This window comes from Streptomyces sp. NPDC102451, assembly GCF_044765485.1.
Classification (GTDB): domain Bacteria; phylum Actinomycetota; class Actinomycetes; order Streptomycetales; family Streptomycetaceae; genus Streptomyces.
This window is the reverse complement of record NZ_JBIWKD010000007.1, coordinates 283,421-300,218: the sequence shown is the minus strand read 5'-3', so window position 1 is coordinate 300,218 and position 16,798 is coordinate 283,421. Positions and strand designations below refer to the sequence as shown.

The 16,798-nt window shown below is 70.9% G+C and carries 14 protein-coding genes and 1 pseudogene; 5 read left to right on the top strand and 10 right to left on the bottom strand.

The window, feature by feature from the left end; genetic code table 11:
• Window positions 1-287 precede the first annotated feature (287 nt).
• The 4 genes and pseudogenes from ACIRD8_RS19050 to ACIRD8_RS19035 all read right to left on the bottom strand — a co-directional run.
• Window positions 288-1,688: pseudogene (locus ACIRD8_RS19050) on the bottom strand (SNF2-related protein); the annotation flags it as partial.
• 569 nt (window positions 1,689-2,257) lie between these two features.
• The gene (locus ACIRD8_RS19045) at window positions 2,258-3,445 is read right to left on the bottom strand and encodes a serine/threonine-protein kinase (protein WP_403992513.1); all 1,188 of its coding nucleotides are present in this window, start codon (window positions 3,443-3,445) and stop codon (window positions 2,258-2,260) included.
• Window positions 3,446-3,691: 246 nt separating this feature from the next.
• Entirely contained in the window at window positions 3,692-4,630 is a 939-nt protein-coding gene (locus ACIRD8_RS19040) for a restriction endonuclease (protein WP_399475083.1), read from the bottom strand.
• 623 nt (window positions 4,631-5,253) lie between these two features.
• Window positions 5,254-6,114, bottom strand: a complete 861-nt coding sequence (locus tag ACIRD8_RS19035) for a 3-hydroxybutyryl-CoA dehydrogenase (protein WP_403992510.1) — start codon at window positions 6,112-6,114, stop codon at window positions 5,254-5,256.
• Between the two features lie 196 nt (window positions 6,115-6,310).
• Here ACIRD8_RS19035 and ACIRD8_RS19030 point away from each other — a divergent pair, with 196 nt between their 5' ends.
• On the top strand, window positions 6,311-7,567 hold the full coding sequence (locus ACIRD8_RS19030) for a glycoside hydrolase family 10 protein (RefSeq protein ID WP_403992508.1): 1,257 nt from the start codon (window positions 6,311-6,313) through the stop codon (window positions 7,565-7,567).
• Between the two features lie 56 nt (window positions 7,568-7,623).
• Here the strand turns inward: ACIRD8_RS19030 and ACIRD8_RS19025 are convergent, their stop codons facing one another.
• Window positions 7,624-7,827 (bottom strand): DUF1918 domain-containing protein, encoded by a 204-nt coding sequence (locus ACIRD8_RS19025; protein WP_403992505.1) that lies wholly within the window; start codon window positions 7,825-7,827, stop codon window positions 7,624-7,626.
• 42 nt (window positions 7,828-7,869) lie between these two features.
• The gene (locus ACIRD8_RS19020) at window positions 7,870-8,841 is read right to left on the bottom strand and encodes a DMT family transporter (protein ID WP_403992502.1); all 972 of its coding nucleotides are present in this window, start codon (window positions 8,839-8,841) and stop codon (window positions 7,870-7,872) included.
• Between ACIRD8_RS19020 and ACIRD8_RS19015 the strand changes: the two genes are divergently transcribed.
• The 4 genes from ACIRD8_RS19015 (at window position 8,840) to ACIRD8_RS19000 (ending at window position 12,637) form a co-directional block, all read left to right on the top strand.
• Window positions 8,840-10,300, top strand: a complete 1,461-nt coding sequence (locus ACIRD8_RS19015) for a PLP-dependent aminotransferase family protein (RefSeq protein WP_403992499.1) — start codon at window positions 8,840-8,842, stop codon at window positions 10,298-10,300. The genes ACIRD8_RS19020 and ACIRD8_RS19015 overlap by 2 nt on opposite strands.
• Window positions 10,297-10,734, top strand: coding sequence for a GNAT family N-acetyltransferase (locus tag ACIRD8_RS19010; protein ID WP_403992496.1), 438 nt, complete (start codon window positions 10,297-10,299; stop codon window positions 10,732-10,734). The genes ACIRD8_RS19015 and ACIRD8_RS19010 overlap by 4 nt, the downstream gene beginning before the upstream one ends.
• A 69-nt stretch (window positions 10,735-10,803) precedes the next feature.
• Window positions 10,804-11,379, top strand: a complete 576-nt coding sequence (locus ACIRD8_RS19005) for a histidine phosphatase family protein (protein ID WP_403992493.1) — start codon at window positions 10,804-10,806, stop codon at window positions 11,377-11,379.
• A 94-nt stretch (window positions 11,380-11,473) separates the two neighbouring features.
• Window positions 11,474-12,637 carry a serine hydrolase domain-containing protein gene (locus ACIRD8_RS19000; protein ID WP_403992490.1) on the top strand — a complete coding sequence of 388 codons (1,164 nt, stop codon included), beginning with the start codon at window positions 11,474-11,476 and terminating at the stop codon, window positions 12,635-12,637.
• On the opposite strand, the gene ACIRD8_RS18995 is transcribed toward ACIRD8_RS19000, so the two are convergent.
• The 4 genes from ACIRD8_RS18995 to ACIRD8_RS18980 are packed head-to-tail and all read right to left on the bottom strand — an operon-like array spanning window position 12,631 to window position 16,723.
• A complete protein-coding gene (locus ACIRD8_RS18995; RefSeq protein ID WP_403992487.1) occupies window positions 12,631-13,299 on the bottom strand; it encodes a response regulator in 669 nt (222 codons plus the stop codon). The genes ACIRD8_RS19000 and ACIRD8_RS18995 overlap by 7 nt on opposite strands.
• Entirely contained in the window at window positions 13,296-14,594 is a 1,299-nt protein-coding gene (locus ACIRD8_RS18990) for a sensor histidine kinase (protein WP_403992485.1), read from the bottom strand. Before ACIRD8_RS18990 ends, ACIRD8_RS18995 begins: the two co-directional genes overlap by 4 nt.
• Window positions 14,587-15,771, bottom strand: a complete 1,185-nt coding sequence (locus ACIRD8_RS18985) for an acyltransferase (protein ID WP_403992482.1) — start codon at window positions 15,769-15,771, stop codon at window positions 14,587-14,589. Before ACIRD8_RS18985 ends, ACIRD8_RS18990 begins: the two co-directional genes overlap by 8 nt.
• The gene (locus ACIRD8_RS18980; protein WP_403992479.1) at window positions 15,764-16,723 is read right to left on the bottom strand and encodes an alpha/beta hydrolase; all 960 of its coding nucleotides are present in this window, start codon (window positions 16,721-16,723) and stop codon (window positions 15,764-15,766) included. Before ACIRD8_RS18980 ends, ACIRD8_RS18985 begins: the two co-directional genes overlap by 8 nt.
• Between the last annotated feature and the right edge of the window lie 75 nt (window positions 16,724-16,798).

The following is a 16,798-nucleotide window of genomic DNA, read 5'->3' as shown; positions in this document are numbered from 1 at the left end:
ATCGCCTTCGCGCCGCCGCTGGACTTCTTGATGGACTCCTCGACCGTCCGCCCCGAGATCAAGTCCCGCGTCAGACGGTCCTCTTCCTCCTTTGCCCGGTAGATACCGGTGACGGCCTCCGCCGAGCCCTCGATCCGGTGCGCCTCCTCCTCACGGGCCAGAAGCTTGGAGCCCACCAGGCGGTCGTCCAGATGCAGCGGCTCGCCCTTCTCACCCGTGCGCCACTCCACATCGCCGGTGAGGACCATGGCCCGGAACTGAGGGGCCATGCTCTGTCCGTAACGGTCGATACGGCCGTTGCGCTGCTCGATGCGGATCAGCGACCACGGAAGGTCGTAATGAATCAACTGGTGGCACTGCTGGTGTAGGTTGACGCCTTCGGAGGCGACATCGCCGGTGAACAGGATGCGGACCGGGTCGGTCTTCAACCCGAACTTGGAGACGATGTCCTTCTGCTCGTCCTCGTTGCTGGCCTCGCCATGCATGACCTGGACCGCGCCACCGTAGGCCAGCCACGGCTTCGACTCCGTCACGGACTCCTCAAGCTTGGTCCCGGCCCGGAAACCGAGCCTGGCCGGGACAACCTCGGCGAGCCACTTCAAGGTGGGGATGCGCTCCGAGAAGACCACGACCCGCATGTCCGACCCCGGACCCACACCGATCTCCTTCAGCTCGCGCACCAGGGCGTCGAGCTTCGCGGAGTCATCGTCGCCGATGTCGGCGGCAAGGCGCTCCAGCTCCACGATGGCCTCGCGCTCAATCCGGCGCTCGGCCTCGCGGGCCGCCGGATCCTGCCCCCTCCTGACCTTGAGGGGAGCCTCCAGGACCTTCCGCCGTGCCACGACCGAGTCCTGGAAAGCCCGGTGCGAGGACAGGAACGACTTCAGCAGGTTGTAGGCCACCATCGTGTCCGCGCACACCGAAGAAGCGGCCGGATCGCGCGGTGTCCACCGTGCGGCGAGCTCCTCCAGGACCGCCCGCTCCTTCGCCCCGACCTCACAGACCACCGGCCGGGACGGGCCGCGGTCGGCCCACTTGCCTTTGAGGGAGTCACGGACCTCGCGGTCGGTCTTGGTCCGCCGGATGTAAAGGTGGCCGAGGTCCTTCACCTCGTACTCCGACGTGTTCGCGATCGCCGTCTTGTCCAGCATCCGGATCAGCTCGGCAAAGGACTCCGTCGCACCGTTGTGCGGAGTCGCGGAGGCCAGGATCAGCGCGTCCGTGTGCTCGGCCAGGGCGCGGGCTAGGTCGTTGTTCTTGGTGCCCCGGTTGACCAGGTTGTGCGACTCGTCGATGACCACCGCGTCCCAGTGGGAGTTCTCCAGGTGGTGGGCGTAGACGTCGCTCTTCAAGGTGTCCACGGAGATGATCGCGCGCTTGAAGTACGCGAACGGGTTGCGGCCGGCCGGGATGTCCCGCTGGATGCGCTGGATACCGGTGGAGTCCAGGCGGACCAACGGGATGGAGAAGCGGGTCCACAGCTCGCGCTGGAACTGCTCCAGGACGTGCGCCGGAGTGACCACCAGGATGCGCTCGCCGCGCCCGCGGCGGATGAGCTCGGCGAGCAGGATGCCGATCTCCAGGGTCTTGCCCAGCCCCACCACGTCGGCGATCAGGACCCGCGGCTGCGGATTCTCCTTGGACAGGGCCAGCTCGGCGGGGCGCAGCTGGTGGGTCTGCTGGTCCATGAGGAAGTTGTCGGCCAGCGCGAGACCGTGCTCGGTCTGCGGGAGCGCGGTCTTGCGGATGACCGCCTCCAGGTAGAGGCGGGCCTTGCGGTGGTTCGGTGAGTCGTCCGGGACCAGGAGGGTCTTCTTCGGGTCGAGGGCCTCGATGTAGTCGAGCTTGTCGTAGAAGACGGCGTCGGTCCCGCGGACGAAGGAGGAGACTCCGGTCGCCTCGACCATCCAGTCCTCGTCACCCACCGGCGTGACGGTTTTGACCAGCCATTGCTCGTCCCGGACCCGGACCTGCGCGCCCGGCGCGTACTTGGCCTGGCGGGTCAGGGAGGCGGCCCCGGTGGGGCCGGGAACGGCGGAGTCCACTGCTTCATCCGCAGCGTCCTCCGTGTCGAACGCGCCCTGACCGTCACCGGTCTCCGTCACGCTGGTCACGTGCCGCTCCATTCCTTCATACTGCTGTTTCGCATGCGCTCCGGAGAACCCCGGAGGTGAGGTACGGCGACTCAATCATTCGCCGTGGTTTTACCGCAGTGCACTGACATTGCCTCCGGCGGACGATGCGCCTGGTAGGCGAGCTACAGCGTGGACTGCATCGCGTACCGCTTCCGCAAATCCTCGGCAACCGTCAGAGAGGCCGGCTTCCGACCTCGCCTCGGCTCCTGGGCCGGCGGCTCCGGATCGGGAGTTTTCTCAGCTTCCCGCACGACGTCTTTCGTGAGATCGGCAGGCGCCTCAGCGTCGGAGTCCTCTGAGGCCGAGAGAGGACGGTCGAGCGGGCTGTCGTTGTCGTCCTCGTCCGCAGTGCTGGTCTCGCCGACCGGGGCCGCGAATTGTTCGATGCGTTCCCACACCGAGGAGGACGGGCCTTTGTTTTGCGCCGCGCGGGCACTGTCCTCGGAGGAAGCCGTTGCATTTACCAGTGCATGGCGGGCTTGTGCCGCAGACAACCCCGCATCCTCTACGAGTGCCACACACTGCCGGGTCACCTCGGTCAGCATGGGACGGTCGGCCGGCGCGTACGCGAGCATCGCCGTGATCAGCGGGAGGAGGGCGTCAGGCAGCCCGGCCAGATTGGGGAACTGCTCCTCGTCCGCCACCTGAGTGGCGATTCCGAGCCAGTCCGCGCCCTCGTATGGGTAGTGGCCGGTCGCCGCATAGAGCAGCACTGTGCCGAGCCCGTACACATCGGCAGGCTCTTTCGGCTTGGTGCGGGCGAGCGCTTGCTCGGGAGGTATACACCGAATGGTGCCGATGATCATCCCGGCCTGCGTCAGGTTGTCCTTGTCAGCGTCAACGAAGGCCCCGAGACCGAAATCGATCAGTATCGGACCGTACTCGCTGAGCATGACGTTCTGCGGTTTGAGGTCGCGGTGGAGCAGGCCCACCTTATGAACTGCTTCGAGCCCTTCGGCGAGCAGCGCGCCGAGGCTGGCGACGAGGGGGGTAGGGAGCGTGCCCCGGCCCTGTACTTGCTCGTGAACCGTATGTCCTGGGACGTACTCGACGGCCATCCAGGGCTGCTCGGCGTACGGATCGGCATCGAGGAAGCGTGCCACTCGGTTCGTACCCACGACCGTTCGCGCGATGAGCGCTTCCTTCTCGAATCGGGCGCGCGTGGCCTGGTCGAGGCGATCCCGTCGAATCACCTTCACCGCGACCGGGTCCCCGCCGGGCGAATAGGCCAGATAGACCTCTCCCATACCCCCCGAGCCCAGCTCGCGCTCGACCACGTAGCGGCCGATCTGCGCGGGCACCTCTGCCATGTTCTCTGCGTCACCCTCTCGCGACCGCGTCACCGTGTTGCACCATCACCGAAGGTCACCCTATCCCTGCGGTCACGGGGACGGGGCGGGTTTCTGCCCGTTGACGTGCACAGACGTCAAGGGCCGACGAGTTGGCCCGACGGGAGGCAGTCAACGTACCTACGAAGCAGGTCCGCGAACGCCGTTTGGTCGCGCAGGCCCCGCCGCGGTGAGGGTGTCGTTATGGGGCTCGGTGAGGTTGGTGGACTACTCTGAGTAGATCTTTGCGACCGGCAGGTGGCAATGTCCGGTCTCGCTGGCGTGACGCTTCTTTCGGCTCATCAATTCGTCTAGGCGGATGCGCTGGTCGAGCACGGCCATGAAATCGCCGCCGTCCATCGTGATGAACGGCGTGCTGAAGCTGTAGACCGCCAGGGCATCGCCAGTGAAGCCGTTGACACTGACGTAGAGACCCAGGGTGTTCTTGCCCTTGCGCTCAATGTTGGTCTTGAAGACATCCAGCTCCCGGCGGCCAATGCGGTCCGCCCACCACTTAGCCTCCAGAACGTAGTGGTCCGTATCGAAGGAGAAGGCGCCATCAATTTGCTCATACTCCATGACGTATGACGCCCGGGGCTCCAAGTCATAGAGTGCAAACAGCTCGTTGATGAAGCCCTCGAAATCTCGGCCTCGCTGGTGCTTGTCGGTGGCACTGTGCATCACGAAGAAGCGCTGCTTCAAGTCTTCGTGGGCCTCCGCGAATGCTCGGAATACCTGAGCCTGCTTGGCGCTCTCGGTGATAGCCGCAGCGTGGGTCTCATGCTCCTTGATGAGCTCTTGCTGCTTGCCAGTCCAGCGCCGCAGCTCCGCCACGGCAGCCTCGGCCAATGCCACCTTCTCGGTGCCATCAACCTGTCGTTCAAGGTTCGGGAACCGGTCCATGCCCGCTATGTCGAGCATGAGCGCCACTGTCGCATCGAGGTAGCGGGTCTCGTTGGCCCTGAGAAGGTTCACCAACTGCCCGGACGTCTCGCGCTTGGTCCTGCCGAAGTCGAGGCGGGCGAGGAGCTCAGTATGGTCCTGCAACATGCCGCGCACATAGCGTTCAAAGTCGTCTTTGTTCCAAATGACCCTCCAGAGTGCATAGGCCAAGGCGTTGTATGCACTCGGGTTGATCGTCTTCTTGCGGGCACCATCCTGTCGCACCGGCCCCCTCCTCCGCACGCGCTGTCACCGACATGTCACGGTACCGTCAGGAGGCTGATGATCAGCCCGTATGCCTGGTTTTGATCCAAGGTTCGTTAAGCCACCAGCAAGCTGATAGCTCTGGCGGGCCATCGGAACAGCTCGGGACCGCGCCGTCTCTACGCGGAGCCGCCGGAGTTGCTTCCGGACGAAGCGGTGTCAGTCTTGGTGTCCATGGTCGCTGTATCCGCAGTCGTCTATCCGCGTCCGCGAAGGGGCCGGTAGGCGGACTGAACAGGAAGTTTGCCGCGCTGGAGGACGCCGGCGGATGCCCGTGGAGCAAGATCGGACGACTCGTAATGCGTAGGTCCCGGGTCCGAGTCGCCAGGGACTTTTCAGGGACTTTCAGCTCTGTCGGAGGGACATCCGAGGGAGTTTTCGCAGTACAAGCACGGAAGGCTGCGACAGCGCTGAAAGGCCCAGGGCTTCGGGCCCGCGCATCCGAGCCGTCGCTCGATAGCGCTCCGGCACGACGGCGGGTCGGCAGTAGCAGACAAGGCTCTTCGGGGCCGCACACGGCCCTGACCTCGGGGAACGTGCGCCAGCGGGCCCGGCGCCGTGAGCGCCGGGCCCGCGGACGGGCGTCAGGCGTACGGGTAGAAGCCCGACCCCGTCTTGCGGCCGAGCCGGCCCGCGTCCACCATCCGCTGGAGCAGCGGGGGAGCCGCGTACAGGGGCTCCTTGTACTCGGCGTACATCGAGTCGGCGACCGAGGCCACGGTGTCCAGGCCGATCAGGTCGGCGAGCTTGAGCGGGCCCATCGGGTGGGCGCAGCCCATCTCCATGCCGTTGTCGATGTCCTCGCGGCTGGCGATGCCCGACTCGAACATCCGGATCGCCGAGAGCAGATACGGGATCAGCAGGGCGTTGACGACGAAGCCAGACCGGTCCTGGGCGCGGATCGCGTGCTTGTCCAGCACGTTCTGCACGACGGCCTCGGCACGCTTTATGGTCTCGTCCGACGTCGTCAGCGCGGGGATCAGCTCGACGAGCCGCTGCACGGGGGCCGGGTTGAAGAAGTGGATACCGATGACCTGGTCCGGCCGGGAGGTGGCCACGGCCAGCTTCACCAGCGGGATGGAGGAGGTGTTCGAGGCGAGGATCGCGTCCGGCCGCGTCACCACCTGATCGAGCACCTGGAAGATCTCGGTCTTGACCTGCTCGTTCTCCACGACGGCCTCGATCACGAGGTCACGGTCCGCGAACTCGCCGAGGTCGGTGGTGAAGCTGAGGCGGGCGAGGGTCTCGTCGCGCTCCTCCGGCGTGATCTTGCCGCGTTCGGCGGCCTTGGAGAGAGAGTTGTGGAGCCGGGTACGCCCTATTTCGAGGGCCTCGCCGGTGGTCTCGGCCACCATGACATCGAGGCCGCTGCGGGCACACACCTCCGCGATGCCTGCGCCCATCTGGCCACAGCCGACCACTCCGACGCGTGCAATGTCGGCCATAGAGTCCGTCACCTCGTGCCTTTCGCTGATCTTCGTGCGGCAGTCCCGTTTGATTCCGGTGCCCGCCTCGACCCCACGACGTTACTCCGCGATCCGGCTCCGGTGAGCTGCGGGTCGGGGAGCCCGGGGGTGGGCATGATCTGTGTCACGCACTGCCGACGTGACACACAGGAACAGTGAGACGAAAGGTACACAGATGCGTCGTATGGGCCGTAGGTCCTTGGTGTTGGGTGCGGCGAGCACGGTGGCCGCGCTGATGACGGCGGGTGACGCCGCCGCGGCGCGCAGGCCGGGATCCTTTCCGCACCGGCGCCGAAGAGCGGGCACGGGCGAACTGCGCGGTGTGTGGATCGCCACGGTCGCCAATCTGGACTGGCCCTCGGCACCGGGCCTGAGCGCAGCCGCCCAGGAGGCCGAGCTGATCGCGCACCTGGACCGGGCGGTCTCCCTGCGGCTGAACGCCGTGGTGCTCCAGGTCCGGCCGACCGCCGACGCCCTGTGGCCCTCGTCGTACGAGCCGTGGGCCGAGTGCCTCACCGGGGTCCAGGGCAAGGACCCCGGCTGGGACCCGCTGGGCACGGCCGTACGCGAGGCGCACGCCCGGGGTCTGGAGCTGCACGCGTGGTTCAACCCGTACCGGGTCGCCAACCACACGGACCCCTCACGTCTCGTCGCCTCCCACCCCGCGCGGCTGCACCCGGAGTGGGTCCTGCCCTACGGCGGGAAGCTCTACTACAACCCGGGACTGCCCGAGGTCAGGGAGTTCGTCCAGGACGCGATGCTCGATGCCGTGAGCCGCTACGCCGTCGACGCGGTGCACTGGGACGACTACTTCTACCCGTACCCGGTGGCCGGCCAGGTCTTCGGCGACGACGCGGCGTACGAGGAGTACGGCGAGGACTTCGCGACCAAGGCGGCCTGGCGCCGCGACAACACCGACCGGCTGGTGCGGGAGACGGCCGAACGCATCAAGGAGGTCAGGAGCGGCGTCCGCTTCGGGATCAGCCCCTTCGGGGTGTGGCGCAATGCCTCGACCGATCCGCTGGGCTCCGACACCGCGGCCGGTGTGCAGACGTACGACGACCTGCACGCCGACACCCGGAAGTGGGTCAAGGAGGGCTGGATCGACTACATCTGCCCGCAGATCTACTGGAACATCGGCTTCGCCGCCGCCGACTACGCGAAGCTGCTGCCGTGGTGGGCCGAGACGGTCCGTGGCACCGGTGTCGGCCTGTACGTGGGGGAAGCGCTCTACAAGGCCGGTGACCCCGCCCAGCCCGCCGCCTGGCAGGACCCCGCGGAGCTCTCGCGGCACCTGGACCTCGCCGCGGGCCACCCGGAGGCGGGCGGGCACATCTTCTTCTCCGCGAAGCAGGTGAAGGCCGACCCCATCGGGGCCATGGCCCGGGTCGTGGCCGACCACTACCAGGTGCGCGCCCGCACACCTCGCTGACCGGGCCGCCGGACGCGTGGGCCGGGGACCACTCGTGCCTCCGGCCCGCGCGCGCTCTACTTGTCCCGGTCCTCGGGGGCGGTGTGCTGGACGACGCTGTCCGGGCCCGGGGACCTGATCGATTCGTGCCCGTCCTCGAAACGCAGACGGTACGGGGGGCTGCCCCCGTCACCGAGCACCTCGACGATCTCGGCGACCCTGTCGTGCTGCCCCACGGTTCTGCCGTGCGTCAGCAGCCGGTCGCCCGTGTGTGCCTCCATCGGGAGTGACCTCCTCACGGGTGGCGGTCCATGTCGACAAGTCTATGACTCGACGGGCGCGACTGCCCTCGCGCGGCGCCCCCCGCGGCTTCCCGCGCGCTGGGTGACCGCGATGCACACCAGTACGGCCACCGCCGCCACCGGTGCGGCGGCGGACACCTCCTCGCCGAGGGCGAGGAACGACCAGACCAGGGTGAGCAGCGGCTGTGCCAGCTGGAGCTGACTCGCCCGCGGAACCCCGATCTCCGCCATCCCCCGGTACCAGACGTACAGCCCGAGGAACGTCGATCCGGCGGCCACCCAGACCAGCCCGACGACTCCGTGCGCCGTGAGGTGCACCGGTTCGAAGGGCAGCGCCACGGCCGTGCCGGCCACCGCGAGCGGCAGGGCGAGGACGAGGGCCCAGCCGATCACCTGCCAGCCCGGCATCACCCCGGCCAGCCTGCCGCCCTCGGTGTATCCCGCCGCGCAGACCAGCAGCGCCCCGAACAGATACAGATCGCCGCCGGAGAGCGCCCCGCCGCTCTGCTGGACCGTGAAGACGATCACCACGGCCGCACCCGCCAGTGCCGCGGCCCAGAAGGCGCGCGGCGGGCGGGAGCCGGTGCGCAGCGCGGAGAAGAGCGCGGTCGTCAGCGGCAGCAGCCCCACCACGACCGCCGCGTGCGAGCTCGTGGAGGTCTGGAGGGCCAGCGTGGTCAGCAGCGGGAACCCCACCACCACCCCGCCCGCGACGACAGCCAGACCGGCCCAGTGGCGGCGCGCCGGCACCGGAACCCGGCCCGCCAGCAGCGCGCACCCCGCGATCAGCGCCGCGAGCACGCTGCGGAGCGCGACCAGGGACCAGGGGCCGAAACTCTCCAGACCCCACACCGTCGAGGGGAAGGTCAGCGAGAAGGCGAGGACGCCGAGCCCGGCGAGCACGACGCCGCTTCCGGGGCCACGGCGCACCGTCGGCCGGGCGGCATCAACCGCTATCGTCGGCTGATCGGTAGTGCTATTCTGTGCTGTCATGCATGAGCGTAGCAGCGTCACTGAACTGGCGAATTCCCTGAGGGGCGAGCTGAACCGCTACTCATCCGGTGAGAAGCTGCCGTCCAGTCGTGCACTCGTCGAGCGTTTCAAGGTCAGCCCGGTGACCGTCTCCCGGGCCGTCGCACAGCTCGCCGCCGAAGGCCTCGTCGTCACCCGCCCCGGCTCCGGAGCCTTCCGGGCCGAGTCCCGCGCCGCCGCGCCCGCTCCGGGGGACACCTCCTGGCAGGAGGTCTCGCTCAGCGGGAGCGGTGGACCCGAGGTCGTGCCGCGCACCGTCGACGCCTCGGGCGTCCTCGTCACGCTCGCCGAACCCCCGTCCGGCGTCATCGAGTTCAACGGCGGCTACCTCCACCCGGGCCTCCAGCCCGAGCGGGCCCTCGCCGCCGCCCTGGCCCGGGCCGGCCGCCGGCCCGGCGCATGGGGCCGCCCGCCCACCTGCGGGCTGCCCGAACTGCGCGACTGGTTCGCCCGTGAGATCGGCTCCCCGCTCACCGGCTCCGACGTCCTGATCACCGCGGGCGGGCAGAGCGCCCTGGCCACCGCGCTGCGGGCCCTCGCCCCGCCCGGCGCCCCCGTCCTCGTCGAATCACCCACCTACCCGGGCATGCTGGCCGCCGCCCGCGCCACCGGGCTGAGGCCGGTGCCCGTGCCCATGGACGCCGACGGGGTCAGGCCCGACCTCCTGGAGGCCGCCTTCCGCGCCACCGGGGCCAAGGTCTTCGTCTGCCAGCCGCTCTTCCACAACCCGACCGGCGTGATCCTCGCCCCCGAGCGCCGTGAGCGCGTCGTGCGGGCCGCCCGGCAGGCGGGCGCCTTCGTCGTCGAGGACGACTTCGCCCGCCGCCTCGTCCACGACGACGCCGGCCCGCTGCCCGAGCCGCTGGCCACCGACGACCCGGACGGCGTCGTGATCCATGTGCGCTCCCTCACCAAGATCACGTCACCCAGCCTCCGCGTCGGGGCGCTGGCCGCCCGCGGCCCCGTGCTTGAACGGCTGCGCGCGATCCAGGTCGTCGACAGCTTCTTCGTGCCGCGCCCGCTCCAGGAGGCCGCGCTCGAACTCGTCGGCTCCCCGGCCTGGGAGCGCCATCTGCGTACCGTGGCCGCCGAACTCGGCAGCCGGCGCACCGCGACGGTCGCCGCCGTGCGCAGCCGGCTGCCCGAACTCACCCTGCCGCACGTGCCGTCGGGCGGCGGCAGCATCTGGCTCAGGCTCCCCGGGCCGGGTGCCGAGGAGCCCGCCCTGGTCGCCGCCGCCCTGCGCGCCGGTGTCGCCGTCGCCCCCGGCCGCCCCTACCACTGTGCCGAACCCCCCGCCGGACACATCAGGCTGAGCTTCGCGGCCGTCTCGGGCCCCGCCGAGATCGCCGAGGGCGTGCGCCGGCTGCGCGCCGCCGTCGACGAGGTGCGGACACCGGGCGATAGCCTCCCGGGATGACCGACGACGGCAGTGCCGAGCAGCGCTACGAGATCTCCGACGACCCCGCCCGGCTCGACCCGGCCCGCATCCACCACTGGCTGTCCACGGACGCCTACTGGGCCCTCGGACGCACCCGTGAGCAGCAGGACCGGGCGATGGAGGGTTCGCTCAACTTCGGGGCCTACGCGGCGGGTTCGGGCGAACAGGCCGGCTATGCGCGGGTGATCACCGACCGCGCCTCCTTCGCGTGGATATGCGATGTGTACGTAGACCCCGCGGCCCGTGGCCACGGCCTCGGCACCCGGCTCGTCGCCAACGTCCGGGACCAGCTGGCCCCGCTCGGCGTGCGTCGCTTCCTGCTCGCCACCAAGGACGCCCACGGGGTGTACGCGAAGCTCGGCTTCGCCCCGCTCGCCGAGCCGGAGATGTGGATGGCCCTCCAGACGGGCTGAGACACGGGCGGACGCGTACGGCCGGGCGCCCTCTTGACCGGCGCGGCGCCCGGCCCCACGATCGCGCCCATGAGTGTTCGGGTGTCCCTCGTCGCCGCAGCACGAAGCTCCGCCCTCCTCGCCGAGCGTTTCGACGACGACCGGCCGCTCGACCACGCCGGCTGGCGCGAGGTCCAGCTCGCCGCCCACGCGCTGGTGCCGCTCGGCGCCGCCGAGCTGCGCTACTGCTCGCCCACCCCGCGCAGCCGCGCCACCGGCGACGCCCTCGGCTTCGCGCCCCTCGTCCAGCCGGCGCTCCGCGACTGCGACATGGGCCGCTGGCGGGGTCTGACCCTGTCCGAGGTGGCCGCCAGTGAACCGGCCGGTGTCGACGCCTGGCTCGCCGATCCGCGCTCCGCCCCGCACGGCGGCGAATCGCTGCTCGCCTTCATATCCAGGGTGGGGAGCTGGCTCGACACCCGCCCGGTCCGCGAGGGCGCGCTCGTCGCCGTCGCCGAACCCGCCGTCGTCCGCGCGGCCCTGGTGTACGCCCTGAAGGCCCCGCCGTCGACGTTCTGGAACGTCGACGTCCGCCCGCTCTCCACCGTGACGATCACCGGACAGCCCGGCCGCTGGAGCCTGAGCCTCGAAGCGGTTCCGCACTGACGGGGTCACCCGGCCGAAGGAACGCGCGTACCGCGTCTTCCCGCCGGTCCGACCAGTCGGTACGGTGCGTGGACCGAGACGAGGAGAGAAGCCCGTGCCGCAGATCCAAGGCCACTGTGACGACCGGTTCGCCGCGGTGCGCGACGCGTTCGCCGCGAACTTCGCCGAGCGTGACGAGCTGGGCGCGGCGGTCACCGTCCTGCTCGACGGCCACCCCGTGGTGGACCTCTGGGGCGGCTGGGCCGACGGGGAGCGGACCCGCCCCTGGGAGCGCGACACCGTGGTCAACGTCTGGTCCACGACGAAGGGCCCCACCGCGCTCTGCGCCCATGTCCTCGCCGACCGCGGCCTCCTGGACCTGGACGCCCCGGTCGCCGCGTACTGGCCCGAGTTCGCCGCCGCGGGCAAGGAATCCGTACGCGTACGCCATCTGCTCTCGCACCGCTCCGGGGTCGCGGGCCTGCGCGATCCGCACACCCTGGCCGAGCTCTACGACTGGGAGCTGACCACCGCCCGCCTCGCGGCCACCGAGCCCTGGTGGGAGCCGGGCACCCGCTCCGGTTACCACGCCATCTCGTACGGCTTCCTCGTCGGCGAGGTCGTCCGCCGGATCACCGGCCTGCTGCCCGGGGAGTTCCTGCGCAAGGAGATCACCGGACCGCTCTCCATCGACTTCCACGTGGGGCTGCCGGAGAGGGACGCCGGCCGGGTCGCCGAACTCGTCCAGCCGAAGGCCGTCTCCCGTGAACAGGCCGCACTCTTCGCCCGGATGGAGCCGGTCGCCATCGCCTCGCTGCTCAACCCCGGCACGGGCACCGCCGCCGCCAACACACCCGAGTGGCGCGCCGCCGAGATCCCCGCCGCCAACGGACACGGCACCGCCCGCGGGGTCGCCGCCCTCTACGGCATCCTCGCCGGACGGGGCAGCCTCGACGGCCGGCGGATCCTCTCCGAGGAGGCGGCCGAGCGGGTCCGTGAAGGCCAGGGCAGCTGCCGGGACCTGGTGCTGGGAGCGGGCTTCGCCCACGAGACGGAGCTGGGGCTCGGCCTCTGGCTGAGCGGCCCGAACGCGTCGTACGGCCCCAACCCGCGCGCCGTCGGCCACGACGGGGCGGGCGGCTCCTGCGGCCTCGCCGACCCCGAGGCGGGCATCGCGCTCGGCTACGTCATGAACCGCATGGGCCCGAACATCGCCGACGACCCGCGCAAGATGGCGCTGGTCGACGCGGTGTACGACGCACTCCCCGCAGCTCAGTAACCCGCCGGGCGCACCAGCCCCGACTCGTACGCGAACACCGCGGCCTGGGTCCGGTCGCGCAGCCCCAGCTTCACCAGGATCCGGCTCACATGGGTCTTCACGGTCTGCTCCGCCACCACCAGGCCCACCGCTATCTCCGCGTTGGAGAGACCCTGCGCGATGAGGGACAGCACCTCCGTCTCGCGTTCCGTGAGATCGCCGACCCGCTCCCTGCTCGGAGCGCGCGGCCCGGTGCTCACCCGGGAGAACTCGGCGATCAGGCGCTTGGTGATGTTCGGGGCGAGCAGGGCGTCGCCGGCCGCCACCACCCGGACGGCCCGGGCGAGTTCGGCGGCGGAGGCGTCCTTCAGCAGGAACCCGGAGGCGCCCGAGCGCAGCGCCTCGTAGACGTACTCGTCGAGGTCGAAGGTGGTCAGCACGAGGACCCGGACGGTGGCGCCGGGCGCCTCGGTGAGCCGCCGGGTGGCGTCGATGCCGCCGAGCCGGGGCATCCGTATGTCCATCAGGACGACGTCCGGGGTGAGTTCGGCCGCCTTCTCCAGCGCGTCCGCACCGTCGACCGCCTGACCGACGACCTCGATGCCGGGCTCGGCGTTCAGCAGCACCGTGAAGCCCTGGCGGACCATCATCTGGTCGTCGGCGATCAGCACGCGGATGGTCATGCGGGGTCCTCCAGGGGGAGCGTCGCCAGTACTTCGTAACCCCCGCCGGGGGTACGGCCGTGGGTGAGGTCGCCGCCCAGCATGGCGGTGCGTTCGCGCATACCGAGCAGCCCGTGTCCGACTCCGCCCGTGTGGGCGGCGGGCACGTCCGGGGCGGTGTTGGTGACCCGGACGGTGACGGCGGCGGAGTGGTAGCCGACCTCCACCCGGGCGCGCGCGCCGGGGGCGTGCCGCATCACGTTGCTGAGCGCCTCCTGCACGATGCGGTACGCCGACAGCCCCACGCCCGGCGGCAGCGGCCTGGGCGTGCCCGTCGTCTCCGCGGCGACGCCGATGCCCGTGCGCCGCACCGTGCCGATCAGCTCGCCGAGGCTGTCCAGGGAGGGCTGTGGGGCGTGCCGCACCCCGTCCGCCGCGGCGTCCTCCGAGCGCAGCACACCGAGCACCCGGCGCAGCTCGGCCAGCGCCTCCACGGCGTTCTCCCGTATGCCGGCGAGGTTCTCCCGGAGCTCCTCCGACGGATCCTCGACCAGGTGCGGGGCGACCTGCGCCTGGATCGAGATCACCGACATGTGATGGGCGACCACGTCGTGCAGCTCGCGCGCGATCCGGTTGCGTTCCTCCAGGAGGGTGCGGCGGGACCGCTCCTCCTCCGTGAGCCCGGACTGTACGACCAGTTGGGTGCGGGCCACCCTGAGCGCGCGCAGCGCCGCACCGATCCCCACGGCCGTGATGACGACCGGCGCGCCGATGTCCAGGGAGTAGTGGTGGGCCTGTGTGGTGAAGGCGCTGCTCAACAGCCCTGCCAGCAGACTCAGCGCGAGCGCGAGGACCGCCCGGCGCGGATGGACCCGGAGCGTGAGGAGGAACAGCGCCCCGCCCTGCAAGGCCATCTCGGGACCGGTCCACGGGAACAGCTCGCCGGGCGTCATCGCGGACTCGGCGATCCGCACGCTGACGGTCATCAGGATCAGCGAGGCCCACCAGGCGTACAGGGGCTGCCACATGCCGGCGAGGAGAGCCAGCGCCTGGCACACGACCAGGAGCACCGCGTACTCGGGCACGGCGGCACCCCGGGGCACCAGGTCGGGCACGTGCCAGACGGCGACGAGCGTCGCCCCGAGCAGCAGCAGCATCGCGAACGCGGGCCGCCAGACCGGCGATCCGGGCGCACCCATGGGCGGTACGGGATCGACGGGAGCGGTCCACAGGTCCTCACGGAGCCTCCCCGGCAGCCCGCGCAGCGCACCCCTCGTCCGTACCCCGACCCCCGTCATGGCGCTCAGCTTAGACATGGTGCGACTCCGGAGTCAGGGCGGGAGAACCGGACCGTACGACCGTCGAACGGCCGCCGCGCCGCTCGTACGCACCGAACGCGGACCGGCACACCAGCAGCACCAGGGCGAACACGGGCAGCCAGGCCAGCCGGGCGAACACCCACCCGGGGCCGTCGGGGACCGTGTGCAGACCGGGCAGCGGGCCGCCCAGGAACAGGGCGGTCGACGTGACCACGATCATCGCGGTCTGGTGCCACAGGAACACGGTCATCGCGGACAGGTTCAGCAGAGCCACCACCGCCCACACCGCGGGGCGCGCGAGTACCCGCCGCAGGCGGCCGAGCAGCAGCAGGGCCGCACCGCACTGGGCGAGGCCGAAGGTGACGACGGCGAGCGTCGGCGGGTCGAGGTTGGAGAGCGTGGATCCCGGCACCCCGACCATGGAGGCCGGATATCCGGCGAACAGCACCAGTCCCGCCGTGGCCGCCGTGCCCCCCACCAGCAGCACCCACCCGGTGCGGCGGTCGTCCAGCCCGCCCCGCGCCCAGGCCGCCCCCAGGCAGTAGGGGACCAGCCAGCCCGCCGCCACGTTGATCCAGCCCAGGGCGGCGGGGCCGTCGAGCCCCAGCCGGAACAGGTCGACGTACAGCACGACGGTGAGCGGCCACAGCGGGTGCAGCCGGGCCACCAGCGGGGTCGCCGCGGTCAGCGCCGCGAACACCAGCAGGAACCACAGGGGGGACCAGACCAGCTTGCCCAGTGCGCGTACGGTCCCCTCGTCCACGCCCGAGGCCAGCATCACGCCGGCCGCCACGGTCCACACGGCGGTCACGACGGCGACCGGGCGGAACAGGCGCAGCATCCGGATCCGCAGCCAGCGCCCGTAGGACTCGCCCCTGGCCCGGGCGGACGCGTACCCCTTCGCGCCCACCTGTCCGCCCACCAGGAAGAAGACGGCGAGGGTCTGGAACACCCAGGAGACCGGGGCGAGCCGGGGCATGTGCTGGAGCGGACTCGCTCCGTGCACCGTGCCGCTGTCGGCGACCAGCGCGGTCACCAGCCAGTGGCCGCAGACCACGCCCAGGATGGCGAAGGCGCGCAGCGCGTCGACCGCACGGTCGCGGTCCCGGGGCGTCGCCGCGTCGATCCGCCGCACGAGGGCGCGTACACCGTCGCGTCGCACGAGGTCACGCATGACGGCCCCCGGCCGTCCCCGCGACGATCCCGGCGATGCTGCGCAGCGAGACGGACCCGCGCTCCAGGTATGCGCTGTGGCCGGCATCGCCCGCGTCGAAGACCTCCGCGCCGAACTCCGGTGACACCGGATCCGTCCCGAACCCGACGGTGGCGAACGGCAGGGGGACCGCGACATGGGGGACCCGGACGATCCAGTCGTCCCCGCCGACGCCCGCCCGCACCGTCGCGCGGGTGTGCAGGTCGGCGGCGCTCCCGGCACCGGTGCCGGGACTTCCGTACAGCACGATGTCCGCGACCTCCAGTCCGGACGCGGCCCGGGCGCACACCACCGAGCCGTAGGAGTGGCACAGGAGGGAGACCCGGGCGGAGGGCGTCGCCGCGCTCAACTCCCGTACGAAGGCCCGCAGGCCGGGAGCCGCTTCGTCGGCCCGGCCCGAGGTCATGGCCGCGGGGCCGAGCATGGCCGGTGTCCGGTAGCCGAGCCAGACGACCACGGCGGACCCGCTGCCCAGTTCGTCCAGGAGAGCCCCGGCACCACGCCGTGAACGCCCGTAATGATCGAGGTCGACGCCCGCCCCCGGCACGAGTACGGCGATGCGCCGGGCCCGGGACAGATCGCCGAGGACCTCCACGCCCCGCCCGCCGTCGCGTCCGTCGAACATCAGGAAGGTGCGGCCCGGGCGGGCCATGGCGGTGAGCGATGCGGCCCGGCGCCGGTCGCCGTGGCGGGCGGCCATGTCCCGCGCGGCCCGGATCTCCTCCCGGCCGGCCGCATACCTGGCATCCAGCTCCGCGGGCCCGGCTGCGCCCAGCGGGGTGAGGGCGGCCGGGGCGGGTGCCGGGACGGCGGAGGGGCGGGCTGCGCCCGACACCGGCAGCGCCACGGCCGCGGTGACGAGTACGGCGAGCAGGGCGCGCCTCGCGCGGCTGCTCCTGGGGCGGGGCACCATGGGAAGTCCTTCCGTACCGGGTCTCGTCGAATCCGGTACCGAAGGTAGGGAGCGGGCCGTGTGGTCGGCGTCCCG

What these genes read in the sequence shown, in the direction of transcription:
- ACIRD8_RS18980 (WP_403992479.1), bottom strand. Translation starts at nt 16,723, where the DNA reads ATGGTGCCCCGCCCCAGGAGCAGCCGCGCGAGGCGCGCCCTGCTCGCC.
- ACIRD8_RS18985 (WP_403992482.1), bottom strand. Translation starts at nt 15,771, where the DNA reads ATGCGTGACCTCGTGCGACGCGACGGTGTACGCGCCCTCGTGCGGCGG.
- ACIRD8_RS19020 (WP_403992502.1), bottom strand. Translation starts at nt 8,841, where the DNA reads ATGACAGCACAGAATAGCACTACCGATCAGCCGACGATAGCGGTTGAT.
- ACIRD8_RS19005 (WP_403992493.1), top strand. Translation starts at nt 10,804, where the DNA reads ATGAGTGTTCGGGTGTCCCTCGTCGCCGCAGCACGAAGCTCCGCCCTC.
- ACIRD8_RS18990 (WP_403992485.1), bottom strand. Translation starts at nt 14,594, where the DNA reads ATGTCTAAGCTGAGCGCCATGACGGGGGTCGGGGTACGGACGAGGGGT.
- ACIRD8_RS19015 (WP_403992499.1), top strand. Translation starts at nt 8,840, where the DNA reads ATGCATGAGCGTAGCAGCGTCACTGAACTGGCGAATTCCCTGAGGGGC.
- ACIRD8_RS18995 (WP_403992487.1), bottom strand. Translation starts at nt 13,299, where the DNA reads ATGACCATCCGCGTGCTGATCGCCGACGACCAGATGATGGTCCGCCAG.
- ACIRD8_RS19045 (WP_403992513.1), bottom strand. Translation starts at nt 3,445, where the DNA reads ATGGCAGAGGTGCCCGCGCAGATCGGCCGCTACGTGGTCGAGCGCGAG.
- ACIRD8_RS19010 (WP_403992496.1), top strand. Translation starts at nt 10,297, where the DNA reads ATGACCGACGACGGCAGTGCCGAGCAGCGCTACGAGATCTCCGACGAC.
- ACIRD8_RS19025 (WP_403992505.1), bottom strand. Translation starts at nt 7,827, where the DNA reads ATGGAGGCACACACGGGCGACCGGCTGCTGACGCACGGCAGAACCGTG.
- ACIRD8_RS19030 (WP_403992508.1), top strand. Translation starts at nt 6,311, where the DNA reads ATGCGTCGTATGGGCCGTAGGTCCTTGGTGTTGGGTGCGGCGAGCACG.
- ACIRD8_RS19035 (WP_403992510.1), bottom strand. Translation starts at nt 6,114, where the DNA reads ATGGCCGACATTGCACGCGTCGGAGTGGTCGGCTGTGGCCAGATGGGC.